This window comes from Rothia sp. P4278 (assembly GCF_048512945.1).
Taxonomy (GTDB): domain Bacteria; phylum Actinomycetota; class Actinomycetes; order Actinomycetales; family Micrococcaceae; genus Rothia.
Map to the genome: position 1 here is coordinate 107589 of NZ_JBLXXU010000001.1, position 23919 is coordinate 131507.

At 58.5% G+C, this 23919-nt stretch carries 18 protein-coding genes and 1 tRNA gene; 14 read left to right on the forward strand and 5 right to left on the reverse strand.

Annotated features, from left to right (window positions below; translation table 11 throughout):
• Positions 1-151: 151 nt before the first annotated feature.
• Positions 152-3868, reverse strand: coding sequence for a multifunctional oxoglutarate decarboxylase/oxoglutarate dehydrogenase thiamine pyrophosphate-binding subunit/dihydrolipoyllysine-residue succinyltransferase subunit (locus ACN085_RS00440; protein WP_419110244.1), 3717 nt, complete (start codon positions 3866-3868; stop codon positions 152-154).
• Between the two features lie 560 nt (positions 3869-4428).
• Between ACN085_RS00440 and ACN085_RS00445 the strand changes: the two genes are divergently transcribed.
• From ACN085_RS00445 to ACN085_RS00465, 5 genes are all read left to right on the forward strand, one after another.
• Positions 4429-5778, forward strand: coding sequence for a hemolysin family protein (locus ACN085_RS00445; RefSeq protein ID WP_419110245.1), 1350 nt, complete (start codon positions 4429-4431; stop codon positions 5776-5778).
• On the forward strand, positions 5775-6863 hold the full coding sequence (locus ACN085_RS00450) for a hemolysin family protein (RefSeq protein ID WP_419100535.1): 1089 nt from the start codon (positions 5775-5777) through the stop codon (positions 6861-6863). Before ACN085_RS00445 ends, ACN085_RS00450 begins: the two co-directional genes overlap by 4 nt.
• A 179-nt stretch (positions 6864-7042) precedes the next feature.
• Entirely contained in the window at positions 7043-8026 is a 984-nt protein-coding gene (locus tag ACN085_RS00455; protein ID WP_419110246.1) for a metal ABC transporter solute-binding protein, Zn/Mn family, read from the forward strand.
• A gap of 5 nt (positions 8027-8031) precedes the next feature.
• Entirely contained in the window at positions 8032-8889 is an 858-nt protein-coding gene (locus ACN085_RS00460; RefSeq protein ID WP_419110247.1) for a metal ABC transporter ATP-binding protein, read from the forward strand.
• Entirely contained in the window at positions 8886-9773 is an 888-nt protein-coding gene (locus ACN085_RS00465) for a metal ABC transporter permease (protein WP_419100532.1), read from the forward strand. The genes ACN085_RS00460 and ACN085_RS00465 overlap by 4 nt, the downstream gene beginning before the upstream one ends.
• Positions 9774-9936: 163 nt before the next feature.
• Here the strand turns inward: ACN085_RS00465 and ACN085_RS00470 are convergent, their stop codons facing one another.
• Positions 9937-10368 carry a Fur family transcriptional regulator gene (locus ACN085_RS00470; RefSeq protein ID WP_419100531.1) on the reverse strand — a complete coding sequence of 144 codons (432 nt, stop codon included), beginning with the start codon at positions 10366-10368 and terminating at the stop codon, positions 9937-9939.
• Between the two features lie 143 nt (positions 10369-10511).
• Between ACN085_RS00470 and ACN085_RS00475 the strand changes: the two genes are divergently transcribed.
• The 4 genes from ACN085_RS00475 (at position 10512) to ACN085_RS00490 (ending at position 12210) form a co-directional block, all read left to right on the forward strand.
• Positions 10512-11171, forward strand: coding sequence for an MBL fold metallo-hydrolase (locus ACN085_RS00475; protein ID WP_419110248.1), 660 nt, complete (start codon positions 10512-10514; stop codon positions 11169-11171).
• A 10-nt stretch (positions 11172-11181) separates the two neighbouring features.
• A complete protein-coding gene (locus tag ACN085_RS00480; RefSeq protein ID WP_419110249.1) occupies positions 11182-11607 on the forward strand; it encodes an HIT family protein in 426 nt (141 codons plus the stop codon).
• A 252-nt stretch (positions 11608-11859) separates the two neighbouring features.
• Positions 11860-12006 carry a hypothetical protein gene (locus ACN085_RS00485; RefSeq protein ID WP_419110250.1) on the forward strand — a complete coding sequence of 49 codons (147 nt, stop codon included), beginning with the start codon at positions 11860-11862 and terminating at the stop codon, positions 12004-12006.
• A 3-nt stretch (positions 12007-12009) separates the two neighbouring features.
• Positions 12010-12210 (forward strand): helix-turn-helix transcriptional regulator, encoded by a 201-nt coding sequence (locus ACN085_RS00490; RefSeq protein ID WP_419110251.1) that lies wholly within the window; start codon positions 12010-12012, stop codon positions 12208-12210.
• Here ACN085_RS00490 and hrpA read toward each other — a convergent pair.
• Both hrpA and deoD read right to left on the reverse strand, forming a co-directional pair.
• A complete protein-coding gene (gene hrpA / locus ACN085_RS00495; RefSeq protein ID WP_419110252.1) occupies positions 12207-16682 on the reverse strand; it encodes an ATP-dependent RNA helicase HrpA in 4476 nt (1491 codons plus the stop codon). The genes ACN085_RS00490 and hrpA overlap by 4 nt on opposite strands.
• A 213-nt stretch (positions 16683-16895) precedes the next feature.
• Positions 16896-17618: a purine-nucleoside phosphorylase gene (gene deoD / locus ACN085_RS00500; RefSeq protein ID WP_419100650.1), complete on the reverse strand. Its 723-nt coding sequence runs from the start codon at positions 17616-17618 to the stop codon at positions 16896-16898.
• 92 nt (positions 17619-17710) lie between these two features.
• Between deoD and ACN085_RS00505 the strand changes: the two genes are divergently transcribed.
• Both ACN085_RS00505 and ACN085_RS00510 read left to right on the forward strand, forming a co-directional pair.
• A complete protein-coding gene (locus tag ACN085_RS00505; protein ID WP_419110253.1) occupies positions 17711-18679 on the forward strand; it encodes a GNAT family N-acetyltransferase in 969 nt (322 codons plus the stop codon).
• A gap of 10 nt (positions 18680-18689) precedes the next feature.
• Entirely contained in the window at positions 18690-19313 is a 624-nt protein-coding gene (locus ACN085_RS00510; RefSeq protein WP_419100648.1) for an isochorismatase family protein, read from the forward strand.
• Between the two features lie 134 nt (positions 19314-19447).
• On the opposite strand, the gene ACN085_RS00515 is transcribed toward ACN085_RS00510, so the two are convergent.
• A tRNA-Arg gene (locus ACN085_RS00515) sits at positions 19448-19520 on the reverse strand.
• A 260-nt stretch (positions 19521-19780) separates the two neighbouring features.
• On the opposite strand from ACN085_RS00515, the gene ACN085_RS00520 reads away from it, so the two are divergent.
• The 3 genes from ACN085_RS00520 (at position 19781) to lysA (ending at position 23910) form a co-directional block, all read left to right on the forward strand.
• Positions 19781-20698, forward strand: a complete 918-nt coding sequence (locus tag ACN085_RS00520; RefSeq protein ID WP_419110254.1) for an alpha/beta hydrolase fold domain-containing protein — start codon at positions 19781-19783, stop codon at positions 20696-20698.
• A 63-nt stretch (positions 20699-20761) separates the two neighbouring features.
• Positions 20762-22423: an arginine--tRNA ligase gene (argS, locus tag ACN085_RS00525; protein WP_419110255.1), complete on the forward strand. Its 1662-nt coding sequence runs from the start codon at positions 20762-20764 to the stop codon at positions 22421-22423.
• A gap of 2 nt (positions 22424-22425) precedes the next feature.
• Positions 22426-23910 carry a diaminopimelate decarboxylase gene (lysA, locus tag ACN085_RS00530; RefSeq protein WP_419110256.1) on the forward strand — a complete coding sequence of 495 codons (1485 nt, stop codon included), beginning with the start codon at positions 22426-22428 and terminating at the stop codon, positions 23908-23910.
• The last annotated feature ends 9 nt before the right edge of the window (positions 23911-23919 follow it).

Below are 23919 nucleotides of genomic sequence, written 5' to 3' on the forward strand. Positions count from 1 at the left end.
CTTATTCTTTCTTAGTCTAAACCCTGGGAGCCAGCCAACGCACGCTCGCAAGGCCGGTAGCGCCTGTTTTTCAGTCAGCCGGGACTAAAAACAGATGCTCCACTGTCAAAAACGGTGGAGCACCTGCTTGGTGAGCCAGGGGCTAAGAGAGTTAGCGGTCAAACACCTCGGAAATGAGGTTATCGAGCTCACGCTGGTGGCGCTTGCCGGTACCCGCAGCGGGCGAGGCAGCGGCTGGGCGGGAGACCAGAGCCATCTTGTAGCCAATCTGGGGGAGCAGGTTGACCGCCATGAAGGGCCACTGGCCCTGGTTGGCAGGTTCGTCCTGAGCCCAGATGACCTCGGCATTGGGGTAGGCCGCAATCTGTTCCTTGATCTCCTGGGCAGGGAGCGGGTAGAGCTGCTCTACGCGCACCAGTGCGGTGGTCCTGTCATTGCGCTTAGCTCGCTCAGCCTCGAGGTCGTAGTAGAGGCGGCCGGAGACAAAGACCAGGCGGGTGACCTCGGCCGGGCTCAGATTGGCCTGATCCTCAATCACGGGCTTGAAGCTACCGGTGGTGAAGTCCTCTACCGACGAAGCTGCGGCCTTCAGACGCAGGAGCTGCTTGGGGGTAATCACAATCATCGGCTTGTGGGGGCGTGAGTGCGCCTGGCGGCGTAGCAGGTGGAAGTAGGATGCCGGGGTAGAGGGAACCGCAACAGTCATATTGTTCTCAGCGCACAGCTGCAGGTAGCGCTCCATACGGGCTGATGAGTGGTCCGGACCCTGGCCCTCAAAGCCGTGGGGCAGGAGCAGAACCAGCGAGGAACGCTGAGCCCACTTCTGCTCAGCGGAAGAGATGAACTCGTCCACAATGGTCTGGGCGCCGTTGGCGAAGTCACCGAACTGGGCCTCCCAGAGCACCAGGGAATCGGGGCTTTCCACGGAGTAGCCGTATTCAAAGCCCATGACACCGTACTCAGAGAGCAGGGAGTTGTAGATAGCGTACTTGCCCTGGGTCTCGGAGAGGTGGGCCAGCGGGTTCCACTCTTGGTCGGTCCTTGAGTCGTGCAGAACCGAGTGACGCTGGACGAAGGTGCCACGCTGGACATCCTGGCCGGTGAGGCGGACATTGCGGCCTTCAAGGAGCAGGGAGGCAAAGGCAGCAAGTTCGCCAAAGCCCCAGTTAATCTCGCCCTCGGTGGACATTTTCACACGCTGATCCAGGAGCTTCTTGAGCTTCTTGTGAACGGTGAAGCCTTGGGGAACCTCTGCAAAGGCCTGGCCAATACGGGCCAGGGTCTCGGGTGAGATAGCGGTTTCACCGGCAACACGAACGGAGTCCTCATTCTGCTGGGCGGCAGGGCGCTCAATGTTCGAAACTGCTGCTGCATCGGCAGTGACCAGGGGAGCAGAGGATGACTGAGCCTCGTGAGTCTCAGTGAAGATCTGCTCCAGGCGGCTCTGATAGTCCTTGAGCGCGCGCTCGGCTTCATCCTGGGTAATGTCGCCACGACCTACCAGCGCCTCGGTGTAAATCTTGCGGGTTGAGGGGAGCTCCTCAATCTGCTGGTACATCTTGGGCTGAGTCATTGAGGGATCATCAGCCTCGTTGTGGCCGCGACGGCGGTAGCAGACCAGGTCGATAACGACATCCTTGTTAAAGGCCTGGCGGTAGGCAAAAGCGATAGAGCCCGCGCGTACAACGGCCTCGGGGTCATCGGCGTTGACATGCAGGATAGGTGCCTGAATCATGCGGGCAACGTCGGTGGAGTAGGTAGCGGTACGACCATCGCGCGGAGTAGTGGTGAAGCCAACCTGATTATTGACCACAATGTGGACGGTACCGCCGGTGGTGTAACCCTCCAGCTTGGACATCTGCAGGGTTTCCATAACGATGCCCTGGCCAGCAAAGGCGGCATCGCCGTGAACCAGAATGGGCAGGACCGGGTAGTTGATGATGCCCTGGTCAGCGAGGGTATCCTGCTTAGCGCGGACGATTCCCTCAAGTACGGTGTTGACCGCTTCAAGGTGAGAGGGGTTAGCGGCCAGGTAGACCTGGGTCTGGTTGCCGTTGTGGGAAGTGAAGACACCCTCGGTACCCAGGTGGTATTTAACGTCACCAGAACCGCCGGTGAGGCGCGGGTCAAGCTGGCCCTCAAATTCACGGAAAATCTGTGCGTAGGACTTGCCGGCAATGTTGGTCAGTACGTTCAGGCGGCCACGGTGGGCCATGCCGATGCCAACGCCCGAAAGTCCGGCGTCGGCAGCTTCGGAAATGACCGAGTCCAGGAGCGGAATCAGCGACTCGCCGCCTTCTAGGGAGAAGCGCTTCTGGCCCAGGTACTTGGTCTGCAAGAAGGTTTCAAAAGCCTCAGCGGCGTTCAGAGTACCCAGGACGCGGAACTGTTCGTCACGGGAAGGCTTTGTGTAGCCGTGTTCGAGGCGGTCCTGGAACCACTGGCGCTCTTGGGGGTTCTCAATGTGCATGTATTCCACGCCCAGGGTACGGGTGTAGGCTTCGCGCAGGAGTTCCAGAATGGTGCGCAGGGGCAAGGATTCCTTGTCGCCAAACCCGCCGGTGGGCCAGTGGCGGTCAAGATCCCAGAGGGTGAGCCCGTAGTTTTCCAGCCGCAGGTCCGGGTGGGAGAGCATCTGGTAGCCGATGGGGTTGGTCTGGGCAATCAGATGACCGCGTACACGGAAAGCGTGAATGAGCTGCTGAATGCGCGCGACCTTGGAGACCTCAGCCTCGGGGTTAACCTGGTTATCGCGGGCCCAGCGGACGGGCTCAAAGGGGATGCGCAGGTCCTCAAAAATCTGGTCGTAGAAGTTGTCGCCACCTAACAGGTAGTGCTCCACCAGCTTGAGGAACTCACCAGAACCGGCACCCTGGATAACGCGGTGGTCATAGGTGGAGGTCAGGGTCAGGATCTTGGAGACACCGTTGCGGGCAATGACCTTATCGGAGGTGCCACGGTACTCGGCCGGGTAGTCAAGGGCACCGGCACCGATAATAGCAGCCTGCCCCTTGGAGAGGCGCGGCACGGAGTGAACGGTCCCGATGCCGCCGGGGTTGGTCAGTGAGACGGTGGTTCCCTGGAAATCCTCTACACCGAGCTTGCCTTCACGGCCGCGCTGAACGATGTCGTTGTAGGCATGCCAGAACTCGGAGAACGACAGCGACTCTGCACCCTTGATATTAGGCACTACCAGGTTGCGGGAGCCGTCAGGGCGAGGTAGATCGATAGCCAGACCAAAATTGACGTGGGCGTGCTGAATAGCGGCGGGCTTACCCTTGGCGTCCTCACCGTAGCTCACGTTCATGGAGGGGAAGTTTGCCAGTGCGCGAATGATGGCGTAGCCAATGATGTGAGTGAAGGAGACCTTACCGCCGCGAGTGCGAGCCAGGTAGCTGTTAATCTCTGTGCGGTTATCGATGAGCAGCTTAGCGGGTACCGCGCGCACGGTGGTGGCGGTGGGAACGCTCAGAGACTGATCCATGTTGGTGGCAACTGCTTTGGCAGGGCCACGGAGGGTGACAATCTGGTCTTCTTCGGGTGCAGTGCTCACAGGTTCTTCTTTCTGAGGAGCTGGGGTGGTTACCTGGGGTGATGAAACAGCGGGCGCAGGACTAGTCGCGGCGGGCTGGGGAGCTGCAGGTTGTTGAGTAGAGCGCTGGGGCGAAGTTGCCTGCTGGGTGACCGGTGCCTTGGCGGGAGTTGCATTAGCTGTGGGGGCACCTTTGCCTACCCACTGTTCGAAGAGGGGCCACCACTTCTGATCGACCGCACTGCGGTCTGCCTCAAACTTCTCAAAGAGTTCTTCAACGAGCCACTCGTTGCCCGCAAATTCTTCAGGCACAGTATGTTCTGGCTGGTTTGGCACTGTCTAACGCCTCTTCCATCTCGTATGGTCATTGGGCACCGCAAGGTTCTTGGGCACCGGGCTGAATGGTTCATCGCGCACACCCTTGGGCGCGTGATGTATTGCATATCTTTGTCTAGTTTAGGAGTGTTCAGGGCATACGTCCAACACGCCCCACCGGGCAAAGAGCCAGTAAAGGGTCAACCTCTGGTGGGGGTAAAGCTCATACCCACTGGCTAGGGCTGTGTACTTAGCTGATAAAGCGACATTAAGCCACGGGGAACATGCGTCAATAGATGGTCTTGTGTGGGACTATGTTGGTTCATGTGATGGGCCAGTGCCATATGCTTCTTTCTAAAGAATGAGACAGCTGCCCCTTACAATTTCGCACCCGGTGAAAGCAACCGCGCACCTCTCTTGAGTTTTCGCTAGAATGGGCGACTATGGAAGACCCTTCTAGTTGTCGCTGCACTCAGCAGCTTTCTAACATACACCTGGGCAAGAGCCCCGTAACATATCGACATGACGCTCCCGCTCTTGCCCTAGTGCCAACCTTTGCTAACGGGGCGGTGAATAGCTAAATGGAATGGCTCCTGCTCATAGTTGGCTTCCTCCTTATTCTGGGGACCGGCTTCTTCGTGGCCGTGGAGTTCTCTCTGGTAGCTCTCGACCAGTCCAAGGTCCAGCAAGAGATTGACCGAGGGGACAAGCGGGGCAGGCAAGTCATGTCTTGTCTCAAATCCCTCTCCACCCAGCTCTCAAGCTGCCAGCTAGGTATCACTATCACCACCCTGCTTACCGGCTACACACTCGACAGCAGTATTAACGCTCTGGCTGGTGACACCATTGCCTCCTGGGGGCTGAGCACCGGCGTCGCTTCAGCCCTGACCCTCATTTTCTCTATGGGTATAGCCACCCTGCTCTCCATGATTATTGGTGAGCTGGTCCCTAAGAATCTGGCAATTGCTGAACCCTACCGGGTCGCCCGTTCCCTGGCACCGCTCCAGCTGCTGTTTACCAAGGTCATGGGCCCCATCGTCCGAACCGCCAACGGATCCGCCAACTGGATTCTGCACCGCTTCGGCATGGAAGCCAAGGAAGAACTGTCTGCCGCGCGCTCGCCTGAGGAGTTATCCTCTATGGTCCGCCGCTCTGCTGACCTGGGTACCCTGGACTCAGACACCGCGCGCTTCCTTGACCGCACTCTTTCCTTTGCGGAGCTGACCGCCGCCGACGTCATGACCCCTCGCCGCAAGGTCATCATGCTCGAAGACACCGCCCCGGTCAGCGACGTTATCGAGCTAGCTCGTACCACCGGGCACTCCCGTTTCCCCCTCTACCGTGAAGATCAGGACAACATCGTGGGTGTTGTCCACGTCAAGAAAGCCGTCGGCCTACCCCTAGATAAGCGAGAAACCCTTGAGGCCGGTATTCTCATGGAAGATGTGCTTCAGGTGCCCGAAACCGTGCACCTCGACTCCCTGCTGATTCAGCTTCGCGAAGGCGCTCTTCAACTGGCCGTGGTGCTCGATGAATACGGCGGAACCGCCGGTATCACCACCTTGGAAGACCTGGTCGAAGAAATTGTGGGCGAAGTCTCCGATGAGCATGACGTCCATTCCCCGGACGAACGCCCCCTGCGCGTAGGCAACGGCGATTACATCTTCCCCGGCCTTCTGCGACCCGATGAGGTCAACGACTACATCCAGGTCCTTGAAATCGAGGACGACCCCGCCTACGAAACCATGGGTGGCTTTATGATGGACCGCCTGGGCAGGGTTCCTGAGACCGGGGACGTGGTGCCCCTTGAGGGCGGATACCTGCGGGTAGAGAAGATGGAACAGCGCCGCGTGGACCGAATCCGCTATGTGCACGATACCCCCGCCACCCCTGAGGTTCAGCCCGCTACCGCTAAGGAGGCCCGCCGATGAGTGACTGGGTCGCTATCTCGCTTCTGTTTGTTTTGCTGGCCGGTAATGCTTTCTTCGTGGCCGGTGAGTTTGCGGTTATGTCTACCCGCCGTTCGCAGGTGGAGCCTCTGGCCGAAACCGGTAACAAGCGAGCTATCACGGTCTTGTACGCCCTGGAGAACGTTTCGCTCATGCTGGCTACCTGCCAGCTGGGCATCACTATCTGCTCTCTGCTGATTCTGAACGTATCGGAACCTGCCCTGCACCACCTGGTATCGGCACCCCTGGAAAGCTGGGGCATTCCCTACTCCGTAGCCAGCGCCGTGGGCTTTGCCTTCGCCCTGATCCTGGTCACCTACCTACACGTTATTCTAGGTGAAATGGTGCCCAAGAATATGGCAGTCTCTCTGGCGGCTCGGGGCGTAGCCCTGTGGATCGCTCCGCCGCTGGTTACGATCTCCCGACTGCTCAAACCAATCGTCAGTCTGCTCAACTGGATTGCCGACCACACGCTGCGGCTGATGAAAGTGGAGCCTAAAGCCGAAGTCGCCTCCACCTTTACCCTGGATGAGCTACAGAACATCGTGGCCCAGTCCACGGCTGAAGGCACCGTCGATGACGGCTCAGGAGTACTCTCAGGGGCACTGGAATTCAGTACAAAAACGGTAGCTGACATTATGGTGCCCGGTGACAAGCTCATCACCATGGTCTTTCCCTGCACCCCGGCGGAATTAGAAAAGGCGGTGGCCCATACCGGCTACTCCCGCTTCGTCATGGAAGACCGTGAAGGCGGGACCTACATGGGCTACCTGCACATTAAAGACGCTCTGGTCTACGAGGCTGAGCGAATGGATCAGCCCATTGCCTGGGGCAAGCTCCGCCAGATGTCTGTTGTCAAACCCGAAACTGAGATTGATGACGCGCTCGCAGTCATGCAACGCAACCGCGCCCACGTTTCGCACGTGGTCGATGGTAAGGGTCAGAGCGTGGGCGTGCTCTTCCTGGAAGATATTTTGGAGGAGCTGGTGGGTGAAATTAAGGACACCACCCAGGAGCATGTGCGACGCCGCCAGGAGGCCGCAGCCCGCTTTACCTCTGAGCCCTAAGGCAAGCCCCGACATCCTACAGGGTTATTGAGTCAACCGCCGCCCCTCCCGTCTAGGGGAGGGGCGGCGGTTCTCTGTTTGGTCGGTGGGAGGAAGCACATTGATATTATTTGCGAACGGTTCGCAAAAGGGGGTAGGCTAATAAAACGAAAACCTGAACCTGGCTAGAAAGATATGTCGTGAAAAAAATCCTCCCCGCTACCTCCCTGTTGATGCTCTCGGTGCTTGGCCTTTCGGCTTGCGGCCAGCAAAGCTCCAACAGCGCCGCACCTGATCAAGGCGCAATCAAAGTAGTGGCTACCACCGATGTTTATGCTGACCTGGTTAAAGAAATCGGTGGTGAACGAGTGGAAGCCACCCCGCTGATCGCCTCAACGGCTGTAGATCCCCACTCTTACGAGGCAACCAGCCAGGATCGTCTGGCTGTCAAGGACGCGGATATAGTAGTTGTTAACGGGGGAGGCTACGATGCCTTTCTAACCGATCTGGCTGGAAACGATAACCCCGGCCAGAAGATCGTCAATGCCGTTGAAGTTTCTGGGCTCTTTAGCGCAGATGACCTGGCTCATATGCAAGAAGAGCACCACGGGGAGGCAGATACGGATCATGACCATGAGGGGCACGATCATGAGGGCCACGACCACCACGCCTACAACGAGCATGTCTGGTATGACCTGGACACCATGAAAAAGGTTGCCGACCAGGTGGCAGCTGACCTGGCGGAACTCGATCCCGACCAGGCCGATACCTACCGCAGCGCCGCGCGTGACTTCTCGATCCGCCTGGATGAGCTCATCACCCGCCTCAAAGCCGTAGACAGCAAGAAACGCACCTATCTTGCCACTGAGCCCGTCTCCGGCTACTTACTCCAAGACGCAGGTTTCACGGATGCCACCCCGGCAGACCTAACAGCGGCGGTAGACAGTGAAAGCGACATCGCCCCGCTGACCCTGCAGGAAGCCAAAGATCTTCTCGGCGCCGGGAAGATTGACCTGCTTGCCTTCAACGAACAAACCCAGACCGCACAAACTGCTGAAATCTTTAGTTACGCCCAAAACAAAGATGTACCCAGCGTCTCGTTCACCGAGACCCTCCCCGAAAACACCGGCTACATTGAGTGGATGAACCAGAATATCGACAACCTCGAAAAGGCAGTTGCATAGGAGCTATGTCAGATTCTTCCCCCCAGCTCGCCCCCGCTATAGAGATCACCGGGGGTGGGCTGTCCTTTGGGCACCGCACCCTCTGGAAGGACCTTAGCCTCTCTGTAGAACGCGGCGAATACTTTGCGGTACTCGGCCCCAACGGCTCAGGTAAATCAACCTTTATCAAGGTTATTCTGGGCCTGACCCAGCTTAGCCAAGGTAAGATTGCCGTCTTGGGCGCTGCAGCGGGTCTGGGGAACCCGGCCCTAGGCTACATCCCCCAACAAAAAGCCCTGGGGACCGAATTGCCTCTGCGCGCTCGGGACTTTGTAGGTTTAGGGGTGGACGGACACCGCTGGGGCTTTCGCTTCAAAAACCGGGACTACCGGGCCAAGGTTGATAGTCTGCTAGAAGCCGTCGGCGCACAAGACTACGCCAATGTTCCGGTGGGTTTACTCTCCGGCGGGGAACAGCAGCGCCTACGCATCGCCCAGGCCCTAGCCAACGACCCAGCTATTATCCTGGCAGATGAGGCCCTGCTCTCCCTTGACCTTAACCACCAGTATGCGGTTTCGGATCTGATCCACCGTTACAACCGTGAAAATGGGGCTACCGTGGTCTTCGTAACCCACGAAATCAACCCCATCATCGATCACGTGGATCGGGTGCTCTACCTAGCCGGTGGACGCTTTACTGTCGGTACAGTACCCCAGGTCATGCGCTCAGAGGTGCTCACTGACCTCTACCAAACCCCCGTCTCCGTTATTCACACCAAGGGCCGCTATGTGGTGGTGGGCGGGGAGTACCGCGAGGACCACTGCGCCCTAGAAACAGATGATCCGCTTCTACACCTACCTGCCACCCGGGGAGAACAAGGATGAGCCTAGCTGACTTTTGGAGCAAAGTTTTTGTCTTTGACCGCTACGGTGAGCTCCTAGAACTCCTGAGCCAGTCCATTATCGCCGGTGCAGTTTTGGGCCTTATTGGGGGGTTCGTTGGACTCTTCGTCATGCTCCGCCGCCATGCCTTTGCCGTTCACGCTATTGCTGAGATGTCTTTCGCTGGTGCGGCGCTCTTCTTGCTCCTGGGCTACAACGTGGTCACCGGCTCACTGATAGGGTCGATCTTCTCGGCCCTCATAATTGCCCTGATGGGTGCCAAGGTGCATGAGAACGACTCCATCATTGGGGCGCTCATGCCCTTTGGGCTGGGTCTGGGTATTCTCTTCTTATCCCTCTACTCGGGACGCTCGGCCAACAAGTTCTCTCTGCTGACCGGTCAGATTGTGGCGGTTGATTCGGCCCAGCTTACCTCTATGGTAGTTGGTGGGGCAGTTATCATTACGGCTCTAGCGCTCATGTGGCGGCCTCTGATGTTTGCCTCATTGGACCCGGTGGTTGCGCAGGCTAAAGGCCTGCCGCTACGCTTGCTCTCTGTCGCTTTTATGGTGGTGCTCGGTATCGCCACTGCGCTATCGGTTCAGGTGGTGGGGTCGCTCCTGGTGCTGGCCCTGCTTATCACCCCGGCTGCCTCAGCCCTTCAGGTTACAGCTTCACCCCTGCGGGCGCTCATCCTATCGGTACTCTTTGCTGAGGTCGCCATGGTAGGCGGAATCCTGCTGGCACTAGCCGGCTCACTCCCTATCAGCCCCTACGTCACCACGCTGTCTTTTCTTATCTTTGTCATGTGCCGCGGTATTCGGGCAGTACGCCAGCGCTACTCAGCATCGGGCCGCAAGCGCAGTGAGCCTGGGCTGGAGAAATAGCTGTATAAGCCATTACGTTCGCTTAGCACCCGGTGTGCCAAAATCCCTGAACGCCAGACCCGAGCCAGTTGGCACACCGGGTGCTAAGCCGGGCTGTGGATACGCTTGCCAATCTCCCTGAACGCCAGACCCGAGCCAGTTGGTAGCCTGGCCGCTGGGTCGCTTACCGGCCCTCAGCTGCGCAGGTAGCGCAGAGGCCCGTAATCTCAATGACGTGGCTGACCTGGGTGTAGCCGTGCTGACCGGCAATAGCATGAACGAGCTCTTCAAGCTCAGGAATCTCAAACTCCTGGGCCGCCCCGCAGGACCGGCAGAGAATATGGTGATGGTGGTGCTCAAGGCCGCACTGGCGGTAAATGGCTTCGCCCTCTTCGGTTTTGAGGGTTTCGACCTCCCCAGCGTTCACCATGGACTGCAAGAGACGGTAAATCGTCGCCAGGGAAACCTTCTCGCCGCGTGAGAGCATGAGCTGGTGCAGATCCTGCGCCGAGATGAAATCCTCAAGCGTTTCAAGGGTTGCGGTTACAGCGCGACGCTGTTTGGTGTTTCTAATTTCTACAGGTTTGGTAGTAGCCGATGCCGGTTGGGTCGCCATGAAAGCATCCTCGTGGGGTCCAGGTCTGTTTTTCTTTGCCTTACTGTACACGATAGAGCGAACCGGCAGGGCTTAGGTAGCCGCTTGCTCGCTGTGCTCCCTGGTACTGGTATCGGGTAGACCGAGATACTAGGGTTGGAGGTATGAAACTTACTAAATACACCCACTCCTGCCTTCGTTTAGAAAAAGACGGCGCCGTGCTGGTGCTGGATCCCGGCAACTTCTCGGAAGTTGAGCAGGCCCTAGATGGCGCTGACCATGTTCTGATCACCCATATACACCCCGACCACTTCGATGAGGGTAGGGTACTGGCTTTCTTAAAAGAGAACCCGCAGACCACCCTGCACGCCCCTGCCGCTGTGGTTCAGGCGGTCCTCAAAGAGCTACCCCAGGCACGGGCTCAGGCTGTAGAAGCAGATGGACAGCTCACTCTCTCAGGTTTTAGTGTCAAAACTTTTGGCGGTAACCACGCGGTTATTCACCCGCTCCTGCCTACTATCGACAACGTGGGCTACCTGATTGATGATAACCTCTTCCACCCTGGCGATTCCTTTGTGGTCCCTCACGGTATCGAGGTCAAAACCCTGCTGGTACCCATTCACGCCCCTTGGAACAAAATCCAGGAAGTCATCGACTTTATTATTGCAGTGCGGGCGCAGAAGGCTTATCAGATTCATGACTCCCTGCTGGCAGAGACGGGAAGGAACATGATTGTGGGGCACGCAACCAACTTTGGTAAGAAGTACGGTACAGAGTTTGAGTACCTGGCACCGGGTACCACCGTTGATGTAGAAAATAACTAGGGGAGTGGCTATGAGCACCATTTTTACTAAGATTATTAACCGCGAGATTCCCGGCCGTCTCATCTGGGAAGACGAGCACTGCCTTGCTTTCTTTACCATTGAGCCTTTCCAGTACGGGCATACCCTGGTGGTTCCCCGCCTGGAGATTGACCACTGGGTTGACTTACCCGAGCAACTGAGCGCCCACCTCTTCGCTGTGGCTCATAAGGTTTCTCGCGGCTTGGTAAAGGCCTTTGACCCGGCTAGGGTCGGCATGATGATTGCCGGTTTCGACGTACCTCATACCCACCTGCACGTGTGGCCAGCTCTTGATCAGAGTGAGTTTACCTTTGAACAGGCCAACCGTAACCCTGACCCCGCACTTATGGACGAGGCGGCTGAGAAACTGCGCGCGGCCCTGACCGACCTGGGCTACGGGGAGTTTGTCACCAGCTAAGGGCACGAGCTGTGGCAGGTAGGTCACGGCGGGGTTTGCGTAAGGTGTTGAGGCCAGGCTCTACTCAGCGGCCTTTGGATCAACACCCTTAAAGGCCAGCCCCGAGCCAGTTGACCCAAAGGCCGCTGAGCTAGCGCGAGCCTTTGGGCTCTTCTAGTAGACCGTTCCACTATTAAAGATGCCTCCCGCAACCCAGAAGCCAGCGTTGAAAGTCACTGGTATGCCAAGGCGGCAGAAAACACCTTTTACTGGATGATTGCCATCATGGGCCTGGGTGTCGGAGCCTTTTCAACCTTCGGCTGGGACGCGCCCGCCTCCCTAGTGCTCACTGCCACCACAGTCTTAGCAATGCTCATCTTCCTGGCAAACTACTTGGTCTATAAGCGCAGGGGTGTCTAGCCCGTGCAGAACCGTCTCAAAGAACTACGGGCAGAACGCGGCTACTCCCAGCAGGAGCTAGCGGACCGGCTGGGCGTTTCCCGGCAGACCATTATCAGCATCGAAAAGGGCCGTTTTGACCCTTCCCTGCCCCTAGCCTTCCAGCTGGCCGCCGCCTTTAGCTGTCAAATCGAGGATATCTTCACCCCCGACCAGGCAGGCTAAGAGGCTTTCATGGCTTCAATTGCCTGGCGCAGGGCCTTGCCAATGCGCTTCTCACTGACCGTGTAGGCGGTCCCCAGTTCCTGAGCAAAGAAGCTGACCCGCAGTTCCTCAATCATCCAGCTCACAGCCTCCAACTCGGGGCTAGGGGAAACCCCGGCAGGCAGAGACTCAAGAGCCTTATCGTAGGAATCCTCTAGCTCCTGAACAGCCAACATGAGCTGATTATCCCGGTTGATGTTTGGCCCCAGCTTCTCCATACGCTTAATCATGGCTTTGAGGTAGCGCGGTAGGTGGTGCAGTTGAGCCGCGCCGGTAGCGGCCACAAAACCCGGGTAAATCAGGTTCTCCAACTGCGCTTTCATATCGCCTATAGCGTGAATAACAGCCAGCGAGGTGCTCTTTTTCATGAGCTTCTGAACAGCGGTTGCCTGGGTAAGAATATCGGCCACCAGCTTGGTGATGGTAAAAACCGTATCAATCAAATCAGCGCGCACACTGTTAAAAAGCTCGGTGTACTCGGCCCGGGTGAAGGGCGGGGTCGCCGGGGTGAGTTGGTCAATGGCCGCTACGGTGCAGTCGCTAATGAGTGAATCAACAGAGCCGTGCGGGTTCTGGGTAAAGACCATCTTCTCCCTATTATTCAGGTGCTCAGATACATACCGCTCAGGGGAGGGAGTATTGAGTTTGAGCAGGCGGATCACACCGGAACGCTGGGCACGGACGGCCTCGGCCTCGGAGGGGAAAATACGCACAGCAACAGAGGAACCCTCATCGACCAGAGCCGGGTAGCCAGCAACCTTTTGGGTGGCGATGACGCGCTCTACCTTACGGGGCAAATCCTGGGCAGGCCAGTCCGTCAGGCCCGATACCTCACGTACAGCACCGGCAGCTGGAGCGGTAGCGGCCTGCCCGCCAGCGGGTGCAGCGCCCTGAACTGGGCCCTTACCAAGCTGGGATGGCTGGCCCGGGCAGGAGCCACCGCTCCTGACCGAAGCCTTAGAGCCCGAAGCTACAGCACCCTGAGCCATAGCCTGCATCCGATTCATGGCCTCCGGGGAAGCTCCCAAAGAAGCCGCCAGAGCCGAACGGATCTCGGCGTGCAGACTGGCCTGCAGGCTGGCGAGATCCTTGCTCTCACCCAGAATCTTGTTGTGGTGATCGCGCACCTGGAAGGAAAAACGCAGGTGCTCCGGAACAGACTCCCAGCTAAACTCAGCCGGGTCCACCACATGTCCGCGCAGACGGCGCAGAACCAGGGCCAGCGAATCGGTCAGCGAATCCTCAGCCGGCGAAAAATCAGCCGTCAGCTTCTCTACCGCCTGGCGGGCGACATCGGGGGCAGGCACAAAATTCTTACGAATCTGCTTGGGTAGGGACTTAATCAGGGCGGTTACCAGCTCCTGGCGCAGGCCAGGAATCAGCCACTCAAAAGGAGCCGGATCTAGCTGCCCCAAGAAAAGCACCGGAACCTGAACCGCAATACCGTCCGTCTGGGCGGCAGAAGAACGTACCCCGCCAATAGACACGGTGGGGGCATACTCATAGCGTAAGTCCAGATCAAGCTCCCCACCAGAGGTGCGGGCAACCCAGGTGCGGGGGAAGAGCGACTCATCATAGTCACCTGCCTGCTCATCAATCAGGTTCTCTGGGCTGAAATCCAGCAGGTGCTCATTGACCTTGCGCTCCTGGGACCACCAACGGTCAAAGTGCCGTTCGGAGACAACATGGTCAGGAATACGGGCATCGTAGAAGTCAAAGAGAACCTGGTCATCAACCCGCAAATCACGCCTGCGCAGGCGGGCTTCCAGCTCTTCAACCTCAGCCAGGGCCTTCTGGTTGCGCGCAAAGAAGCGGTGCCGGGTAGACCAGTCCCCTTCCACCAGGGCAGAACGGATAAAAATTTCACGAGCTGCCTCCGGATCGACCCGCCAGTACTGCACCCGGCGATCAGCAATAACCGGCAGACCCAGCAAAGTGACCTTCTCATGGGCCAGCACGGACCCCTGGCGCGAAGACCAGTGAGGGTCAGAATACTGGCGTTTGAGCAGGGGACCACCCAGCTCTTCCACCCACTCCGGCTCAATCTGAGCGTTCACCCGCGCCCATAGGCGTGAGGTTTCTACCAGTTCAGCAGATACCAGCCAGACGGGGTTCTTCTTAAAGAGAGCAGAGCCAGGAAAAATAGCGAACCGGCTGCCGCGTGCACCACGGTACTCGTGCCGGTTAGTTTCGTCCTGCATACCGATGTGGGAGAGCAGGCCGGTCAAGAGCGACTTGTGCACCTCAGTTTCGTGGGCCGCAGGGTCAATATGGCGCCCACCCTCAACCGTGATACCGGCAGACCGGCCAATCTCGCGGAGCTGAGTAAAAAGATCCTGCCACTCACGAATCCGCAAGAAATTCAGGTACTCCCGGTGGCACATCTTCCTGAACTGGCTTGAAGACAGCTCGGACTGCTTCTCATGGATGAACTGCCACAGGAGCAAGAAGCTGGTGAAGTCAGACTTGTCGTCCTTGAAACGGGCGTGCAAGGCATCGGCCTCGCCCCGGTGCTCAGCCGGGCGTTCGCGGGGGTCCTGAATGGTCAGCGCCGCCGCCAGAACCATAATTTCCTTGGCAACACCGCGCTTGGCGCCCTCCACAATCATGCGGGCCAGACGCGGGTCTACCGGTAGCGCGGCCATTGTACGGCCTGCTGCTGTGAGCGGGCTGGTGGGCTTGCGGAGCTGACGCGGCTGGTGCTTGGCTGCGCTCAGCGCCCCTAGCTCCCGCAGCAGGTTCAGACCGTCGTTAATAGCCCGGGTCTCCGGGGGCTGAACAAAGGGGAACTTCTCAATATCGGACGGGGAACGCACCACACCGATGGCGGTCATCTGCAGGATAACAGCGGCTAGATTAGTACGGAGAATCTCGGGGTCAGTGAATTCAGCGCGTGAGGCAAAATCCTCCTCCGAATAGAGGCGGATAGCGATACCGTCCGACACACGGCCACAGCGACCTGACCGCTGGTTGGCGCTGGCCTGAGAAATGCGCTCAATGGGTAGGCGCTGAACCTTGGTCCGGGATGAATAACGGGAAATACGGGCTGTCCCCGTATCAATCACATACTTGATACCCGGCACCGTCAGAGAGGTTTCAGCGACGTTGGTTGCCAGCACAATGCGGGGCCTACCACCGGGTTTGAAGACCCGGTGCTGTTCAGCCATCGAAAGACGGGCAAAGAGAGGCAGAACCTCATAGTCAGCCAGACGGCGGGTGGTACGAACCATCTCGGTAATGGCCTCTGCCGCGTCCCTAATCTCTCGCTCACCCGAGAAGAAAATCAGGATATCACCGGGTGCTTCCTCCGAAAGTTCACGGATAGCATCGAGCACGCCGTCCAGAGGGTCGCGGTCCTCGTCCTCGAGGCCGTCGCCTGCATCGTCGGCATCCTCGCCGCCGTCACCGGTGCGGGGTTCACTCAGCGGGCGGTAACGAATCTCCACCGGGAAAGTACGGCCAGAGACTTCGATAATAGGCGGGGCATCATCGGGTAGGGCGGCCTCGGCGATTTCCCCTTCCTTATCGGTTGGCGAATCATCGATGATTCCCACACCGGGCACAAAGCTGGGGGAGAAGTGGCGGGCAAAACGCTCGGGGTCAATGGTCGCTGAGGTAATAACAATTTTGAGGTCTGGGCGTTGGGACATAATCCGTTTGAGGTAGCCCAGAATGAAGTCGATATTGAGACTGCGTTCGTGCGCCTCGTCAATGATGATTGCCGAGTAGTTTTTCAGGAGCGGGTCGTTCTGAATCTCAGCCAGCAGAATACCGTCGGTCATGAGTTTAATGGCTGAGCTCTCACCGACCTCGGAGGTGAAGCGCACCTGGTAGCCCACGGTCTGCCCGATTTTTTGACCCAGCTCTTGGGCAATACGTTCAGCAACCGAACGGGCGGCAAGACGGCGGGGCTGGGTATGACCAATCATGCCCTTTTGGGCTAGCCCAAGCTCTAGAAGCATTTTGGGTAGCTGGGTGGTCTTACCGGAGCCGGTTTCACCGGCCACGATAGTGACCTGGTTCTCGCGGATAGCGGCCATGATGTCGTCCCTGCGGGCAGAGACGGGTAGAGCTTCCGGGTAGCTGATGGTGTCAGGAATGAGTGGGGTATAGGGGCGGCGGGTGCCTTGAGCTCTATCCCGGTTGCCAGAGCGTGAGCTTCTGGGGTTCTGTTTCTGGTTGCCCTCTTGCTGTGGTTCGGTGGTCTTGTTTCTGGGTGACTTCTTACGCTGTCCGGTAGCTTGCGGGCGGCGGGTGCGGCATTGGTTGCGGCTCCTACCCTGTGCGGGCTGGCCAGGCTGTTCTGACCCGCGGGTGTGCTGATTGCCGGTGGCTTCTGGCTGTGCGGTGCGCGTCTTTGCGGCGTGCATAGCGGCGGCAATGGCTGAGAGCGGCTGGGCGGGGGGACGGGGTGAGGGCGATGAAGTAGACATACTGCCTACCATTTTAGGGCTAGAAGCTGTGCCCGTGGGCGGGTTTCTCTAGACGCGTGAAGCCAGCTAGTTCTCTGGCTCAAAATAGCCAGAGATACCTGTTAGGGGCTGCCTGTCTTTGCACCCAGGAGAGCTGAAGCCCTGTGAAAGACGCAGCGCCCCGCCCTCCTGCTTCTTGGCAGGGGAGCGGGGCGCACCTATCAGCAGAGATCTTTAGAGGCTGGCGGCCACCGGCAGGACCAGTTCCATCATTCCGGTGAAGGCGGTCTGGCGTTCATCAGCGGTTGTCTCTACACCCTTGAAGAGGTGGTCAGAGACAGTGAAAACCGAGAGGGCCTGCACCCCGGCAGCGGCGGCGACCGAGTAGATACCTGCGGTTTCCATCTCAACAGCCAGTACGCCCATGTCGGCCCACTTTTGGGCGTCGCTGGGGTCTGCGCGGTAGAAGACATCCGAGGAGAGCACGTTGCCCACGTTCAGGGTCAGGTTCTGGGTTTCAGCTTCCTTAGCTACGGCTGAGAGCAGGGGCCATGACGCGGTGGGGGCGTAGGTGCCGGGTAGCTTGTAGTGGTGCAGGAAGTTGGAGTCGGTGGAAGCTGCCGAAGCGACCACGATGTCAAAGAGATCCAGGTTGGTGGATAGGCCACCACAGGTGCCGATGCGAATCAGGTTCTTGACCCCGAAGCTGTGAATGAGTTCGTGGGCGTAGAGGCTGGCTGAGGGGATACCCATGCCGGTGCCCATGACGCTGATACGTGAGCCCTTGTAGTCGCCGGTGAAACCGAACATGTTGCGGACGGTGTTGAACTGTACGACGTTCTGCAGGTAGGTGTCGGCAATGAACTTGGCGCGCAGGGGGTCGCCGGGGAGCAGAATGGTTTCAGCAATTTCAGCGCCGTGAGGGGCGATATGGGGGGTATTGACGTTCTCGGTCACAGGGTCTCTTTTCGTAATAAGCGGGGAGAATCTTTCCTCACCTAGTCTACCCAGTCCACCGGGGCCGGAACTTCACTGTTTAGACTTGCACTATGAAACTTCGACTGTGGCAAAGCACCGATGCGTCCGCCCTTCTTGAACTGGTTGAAACTAGCACGGACTTAGAGAGGCAGATGTCCCTACCTGGCACCCTCCAGGAGGCTCAGCACCTGATTGAAGGGCAGTGGCTCCCTGCGCAGGGGCGGGCTGTCTTTTGCCTGGATGATGGGCAGGCCGTCGGGCTGGTCGGTATCACCTACAGCGCACAGCAAGAGGACGGTTCCTGGGATAGGGGCTGGGTCTACTACTGGATTGCCGACCGGGCTCGAGGTAAAGGAATCCTTAAAAGCGCGGTGCGGGCAGTCTGCGACTGGGCCCTGGGGCAGTACAATCCGCCAGAAGAAAAGCACCCAAGGCTAGATACTGAACTGCTGGGTACTTTAGAATCGCCCAACCTACGCCGCCTGGAACTGGGTTACCGGACCAACAACCCAGCTTCTGGTGCGGTGGCCCGCTATGCAGGCTTTACCGTGGAAGGCATTGAACGCCAGAAGTTCCTGTACCTGGGGCAAACCTATGATGCTGTTCTTGCAGCCCGGCTCCGCCAGCTACCGGCACCGGACTTCAGCACAGGGGTAGCAGTTCATCACATTGAACTGTGGACGCAGAACCTAGAACAGGTGCGCGGTTCCTGGGACTGGGTACTGACCCAACTGGGTTTCAGCTCCTACCAGCAGTGGCAGGGAGGGCAGTCCTGGCAGGCCCAGGACGGTTCTTACATTGTCCTGGAGCAGTCCCCTCAGGTTTCTGGTGCCCACCAGCGCACCCGCGCCGGGCTCAATCACCTTGCCCTCACCTGCCCTAGCGCCCACAAGCTAGACAGCCTGCGAGATCAGGCGGCTGAGCACGGCTGGTCTGAGCTCTTCGCCCCGAACTACCCGCATGCAGGCGGGCCACAACATTACGCCCTTTACCTGGAAAACACCCAGGGCTTCGAACTTGAAATCGTAGCGCCTTGCTAACGTTCAATCTATGGATGTATATAAGACGGAAACAGACCCATATAACCTGGACACCTTTGAGAACGACGCGAGAGGCCTCGGCTGGGACATAGATACCGGGCAGGTAGCAGTCCTTATTCATGACCTAATTCCCTACTACACTAAGGTCCTGGACCCAGGACTCGAGGCACAGCTCATCGAGGCAAACCGTGTACTCATCCGATGGGCATATGAGCTGTCAATCCCGGTAATTGCTTCTGCTCCAAGACCCGCAACCGATATAAGAGAGCGTGGACTTGGTGGAACCCTATGGGGAATCGGGCCAAGCTACGACGACATTTCGCAACCATGTATTGAAGAACTCAGCGGCTTAGCAAAAGCTACTGTGTACAAACGTTCCCTATCAGCCTTCTACGCAACAGATTTAGAAGTCGAGCTCAAAAGGCTGGGGAAGAGCCAACTACTCACTGCGGGGGTATTCGCAAGCGGTGGGATACTGGCAACCTCGATTGATGCCCTTGCGCGAGATATCAAGTTCTTTTGCCTAGCCGATGCTGTTGCCGACACAAACATCGAAAAACATCGTTTTGCCCTCACATATATTGCAGAAACAAGCGGGCAAATCGTTAGTCTGAAAGCTCTCCCACGCATATAGGAAAAGATAAGTTCTAGTCCCTTGAGGGCGCTCCCAGCAGCTAAAATCGCCACATCGGTGACGATTTTGACGCCAGGCACAAAAAGAGAAGGCATGCCAGCGCTTCACGCATTCTGGCATGCCTTCTCTTTTTGTGCCCTCGAAAGGATTCGAACCTTCGACACCCAGCTCCGGAAACTGGTGCTCTATCCACTGAGCTACGAGGGCTTATGATGACTCTTTGACCAAGCCATGTTTACCAGCCTAGCAAGCTCGGCTGATTCATTCGGATTTCTTATCCGCCTGTAGGCGGAAAACCTCATTCACCATGAGCTACCAGGGTAACAAACTCTCAGCCAAAACCTTTATGCGGTTAGGCCATCAAGCCACACCCACTATATCAGAAACACTTGGGCTGGGCTAAACGCCCGCAGACAGGTGCAAACGCTACAGTATTGAGGGTAAGTACCGGCAGATGAAAGGCACCCGTGAACGTCACCAGCGGCAACTACGCAGGCACCAGCGACCCCTCCCAAACCTACGACTTCTACCCGCCTGCAAGCACCGGGGCCAACAGGCAGCCAGCACCCTTACTCATCTATGTTCACGGGGGAGCCTGGCGCTTTGGCGACAAAGCCAGCTTTGCCCAAGCCGATAAGGGCCTGCACACAGTGCGCCAAGGGCTGGCAGAAGCCGGGTTCGCTACAGCCTCCATCAACTACCGGCTCAGCCACCAAGCACTCTTTCCCGCCCAAATCAACGACCTCAAAACCTCGATCCGCTACTTCAAAGAGCAGGCCGCAGAATTTTCCATCGACCCCGACCGTATCGCCCTAGCCGGTGGCTCAGCCGGTGGACACCTGGTTCAGCTAGCCGCCGCAACCGGCCACCTGGCAGAACCCTACCTTGAAGGTATCCCAGCAACGGCGCTAGCCGCCGCACAAGCACAGGGGCAACCGGACTCAAGGGTTCGCTGTGCCCTGAGCATCTACGGGGTCAGCGACCTGCGCAGTATCTTTGACGACCGCGTGGCCTGGGGCTTTGACCGGGACCACCCCGAAGACGACGGCGCAGAATGGCGGCTTTTGGGATCCACCTACCCGGCCCCCGCAGGTAGCCAGGCCGCTATCAACTGGGCAAAAGCTCACCCCATCGACTATGCCCTCGCCGCCAGCCCGAGCGGGCCAAGAACCCACGCACCGGTCTACTACCTGCACGGAACCTCAGACACCTGCGTGCCCCCCAACCAATCAATCCGCGCCCACCGGGCCCTTGCAGGGGCGGGTATCCCCACCGAACTCACCCTGGTTGGCGGTGCTGAACACTCAGACCCGGCTATCTACGCTAGCGCCAGTCTCTGGGTACACATCATTGACTGGCTGACCCAGCACACCAATAAGAGCTAGGCCACACCCTAAGAACCTGCCTGCTGGGTTGGCTGGGTGGTGCCTTTGGGTAGACTTGAACCTATGACACCCGAAGAACTCTCCCTTGCTATTGACGGCGCGCTCGCAGCAGCCTTTGCTGCCGGTGAACTGACCCTGACCGATGGTGAAACCGCACCCGCTGTGCGCATTGAACGCCCCAAGAACCGTGACCACGGTGACTGGGCCACCAACATCGCCCTCCAAATCTCTAAGAAGGTCGGCAAGAACCCGCGCGAAGTAGCCCAGGTCCTTGCGGGCAGAATCATCGAGCTTCCCGGTGTTGCCTCTGTTGATATCGCAGGCCCCGGCTTCCTAAACATCATTCTCGATGCCGCCGCCGCCGGTGAACTGGCGCAGACTATTCTCCAGCAGGGGCAAGCCTACGGAACCAACCAGACCCTGGCCGGTAAGACCATTAACCTTGAGTTCGTTTCGGCTAACCCCACCGGCCCCATCCACCTGGGCGGTACCCGCTGGGCCGCTGTGGGCGATTCTCTGGCCCGTATCTTCCAATCCCAGGGCGCCAAGGTCGTGCGTGAATACTACTTCAACGACCACGGTAACCAGATTGACCGCTTTGCCCGCTCTCTGCTGGCCCGCGCCAGGGGAGAGGCTGCACCCGAGGACGGCTACGGTGGCGAGTACATCACCGATATTGCCAACCGCGTGCTCGAAGCCCGCCCCGATGCTTTGACCTCTGCGGACCCTCAGGAAGTCTTCCGCGCCACCGGCGTTGAGTTTATGTTCGAGGACATCAAGAAGTCCCTGCACGAGTTCCACGTAGATTTTGACGTTTTCTTCCACGAGAACTCACTCTTTGAAGAGGGAAAGGTCGATGAACTCCTTGAAAAGCTTAAGGAGTCCGAGAACCTCTACTTCAAGGACGGCGCCTGGTGGCTCAAGTCCACCGATTTTGGCGACGACAAGGACCGTGTGGTCATCAAATCCGACGGCAACGCCGCCTACATTGCCGGGGATATCGCCTACTTCCAGGACAAAACCAAGCGCCCTGTTGACCCGGCTGACCTAGCTATTTACATGCTGGGCGCTGACCACCATGGCTACGTTGCCCGCCTCAAGGCCGCCGCCGCCGCGCTGGGCGATAACCCGGACATGGTCGAGGTCATGATTGGCCAGATGGTAAACCTGGTCAAGGACGGCAAGCCTGTGCGTATGTCCAAGCGCGCAGGCAACGTGGTGACCATGGAGGACTTAGTCGAGATTGTGGGCGTGGATGCGGCCCGCTACTCGCTGACCCGCTACTCGGTGGATTCCAACATCGATATCGACCTGGACCTGCTGACAAAGCAGTCCAACGAGAACCCTGTGTTCTACGTTCAGTACGCCCACGCCCGCACCTGCGCTATTACCCGTAATGCCGAGGCCGCCGGGGTGAGCACCGACTCAGTGGACTTGGCCCTGCTGGACTCCGAAGCAGACTCTGCCCTGCTGGCCGCCCTGGGCCAGTATGCCGGTACTGTCAAAGAGGCCGCGGAGTTCCGCGAGCCCCACCGCCTGGCCCGCTACCTTGAAGCTCTAGCTGGCACCTACCACCGCTGGTATGGCCTCTCCCACGTGGCCCCCAAGGGCGACGAAGAGATAACCGACCTGCACCGCACCCGCCTGCTCCTGAACCAGGCAACTGGCCAGGTTCTGGCCAATGGTCTGGGACTGCTGGGCGTGAGCGCTCCGGAGAAGATGTAACCATGGCTCACCAAGTAGCGCTTTATAAGCCTGAATGGCTAACCTACCCGCAGAACCCGGCTGAGCTCAGCCCTGTCATCTGGATGCCCTCTTTTGCCCGTGACGCACAGGGTGAGCTGACCGTGGACGGCACCGCTGTCTCGTCATTGGTGGAGGAGTTTGGAACTCCCCAGTACGTCTTTTCGGAGAGCACCTTCCGTGCCCGTGCCGCCGAATTCCGTGCCGCCTTTGAGCAGGCCTTTGAAGCTCACGGCGCTGAAGTGTCGGTCTACTACGCTGGCAAGTCCTTCCTGACAACCGCCGTGGCCAAGTGGGCTGAGGAAGAGGGCCTGTGCCTGGATACCGCCAGCGGCGGCGAACTGGCTTTGGCTATGCGCGCCGGTGTTGCCGGGGGCAAGATTGCCCTGCACGGGAACAACAAGTCAGAAGCCGAGATTGCTCGCGCTCTGACCTACGGTGTGGGCCGCCTAGTAGCAGACTCGGTACCGGAGGTTCAGCTTATTGCACGGGTTGCCACTGAACTGGGTGTTACCGCGCCGGTCATGCTCCGGGTAACCCCCGGTGTTCACGCCTCCACCCATGATTTCATTGCAACAGCACACGAGGACCAGAAATTCGGCCAGTCACTGGTACCCGGCACCGCCGCCCTGGCTGGGCTGAGCCAGGCAGAATTGGATCAGCTGGGTGTCACCGCTGATGACGCTTACGCCACTCTTGCGGCGGCTCTAGCTCTAGCCAGTGAGAGCATTGACCTGCGCGGTCTGCACTGCCACATCGGTTCCCAGATTTTTGAAGCCGAGGGCTTTGGAAAGGCTGCCGAGAAGGTGCTGACCTATATGCACCAGCTCAACGAGCGCTTTGATGTGGTGCTACCCGAAATCGACCTGGGCGGTGGCTACGGCATTGGCTACACCGAGCAGGACACCCCGCGCGGTTCGGCAGAAATTGCGCGGGAGCTGGCCGCTATGGTTGCCTCAACCTGCCGGGCTGTGGGTATGGCTATCCCGCATCTCTCCTTTGAACCCGGACGCTCTATCTCCGGCCCCTCCGGTATCACCCTCTACACGGTGGGCACTATCAAAAACGTTTCTATCGAGGACGAAAACGGTGACACCCGCGTGCGCCGCTACGTCTCGGTTGACGGTGGTATGAGCGATAACCCCCGCCCGGTTCTTTACGAGTCGGACTACGCAGTGACCCTGGCTAACCGTGCTCCGGCAGGGGAGCAGCTACTAAGCCGCGTGGTGGGTAAGCACTGCGAATCCGGTGACATCGTAATTCGTTATTGTTACCTGCCGGCTGACCTCACCGCTGGTGATGTTCTAGCGGTCCCCGCAACAGGTGCCTACAACCACGTGATGAGCTCGAACTACAACTACCTCACCCGCCCGCCGGTGGTGGCAACTAGCCAGGGTAAGCCTGCCCGAGCCATCGTTCGCCGGGAGACCGAAGAGGATATGTTGGCCCGCGACCTGGGCTTGGTCTAAGCCCTCAGC

Excerpts from the sequence above, each read along its gene's own strand:
- ACN085_RS00445 (WP_419110245.1), top strand. The coding sequence starts at position 4,429 with ATGGAATGGCTCCTGCTCATAGTTGGCTTCCTCCTTATTCTGGGGACC.
- ACN085_RS00450 (WP_419100535.1), top strand. The coding sequence starts at position 5,775 with ATGAGTGACTGGGTCGCTATCTCGCTTCTGTTTGTTTTGCTGGCCGGT.
- ACN085_RS00460 (WP_419110247.1), top strand. The coding sequence starts at position 8,032 with ATGTCAGATTCTTCCCCCCAGCTCGCCCCCGCTATAGAGATCACCGGG.
- ACN085_RS00465 (WP_419100532.1), top strand. The coding sequence starts at position 8,886 with ATGAGCCTAGCTGACTTTTGGAGCAAAGTTTTTGTCTTTGACCGCTAC.
- ACN085_RS00470 (WP_419100531.1), bottom strand. The coding sequence starts at position 10,368 with ATGGCGACCCAACCGGCATCGGCTACTACCAAACCTGTAGAAATTAGA.
- ACN085_RS00475 (WP_419110248.1), top strand. The coding sequence starts at position 10,512 with ATGAAACTTACTAAATACACCCACTCCTGCCTTCGTTTAGAAAAAGAC.
- ACN085_RS00480 (WP_419110249.1), top strand. The coding sequence starts at position 11,182 with ATGAGCACCATTTTTACTAAGATTATTAACCGCGAGATTCCCGGCCGT.
- ACN085_RS00485 (WP_419110250.1), top strand. The coding sequence starts at position 11,860 with ATGATTGCCATCATGGGCCTGGGTGTCGGAGCCTTTTCAACCTTCGGC.
- hrpA (WP_419110252.1), bottom strand. The coding sequence starts at position 16,682 with ATGTCTACTTCATCGCCCTCACCCCGTCCCCCCGCCCAGCCGCTCTCA.
- ACN085_RS00505 (WP_419110253.1), top strand. The coding sequence starts at position 17,711 with ATGAAACTTCGACTGTGGCAAAGCACCGATGCGTCCGCCCTTCTTGAA.
- ACN085_RS00510 (WP_419100648.1), top strand. The coding sequence starts at position 18,690 with ATGGATGTATATAAGACGGAAACAGACCCATATAACCTGGACACCTTT.
- argS (WP_419110255.1), top strand. The coding sequence starts at position 20,762 with ATGACACCCGAAGAACTCTCCCTTGCTATTGACGGCGCGCTCGCAGCA.
- lysA (WP_419110256.1), top strand. The coding sequence starts at position 22,426 with ATGGCTCACCAAGTAGCGCTTTATAAGCCTGAATGGCTAACCTACCCG.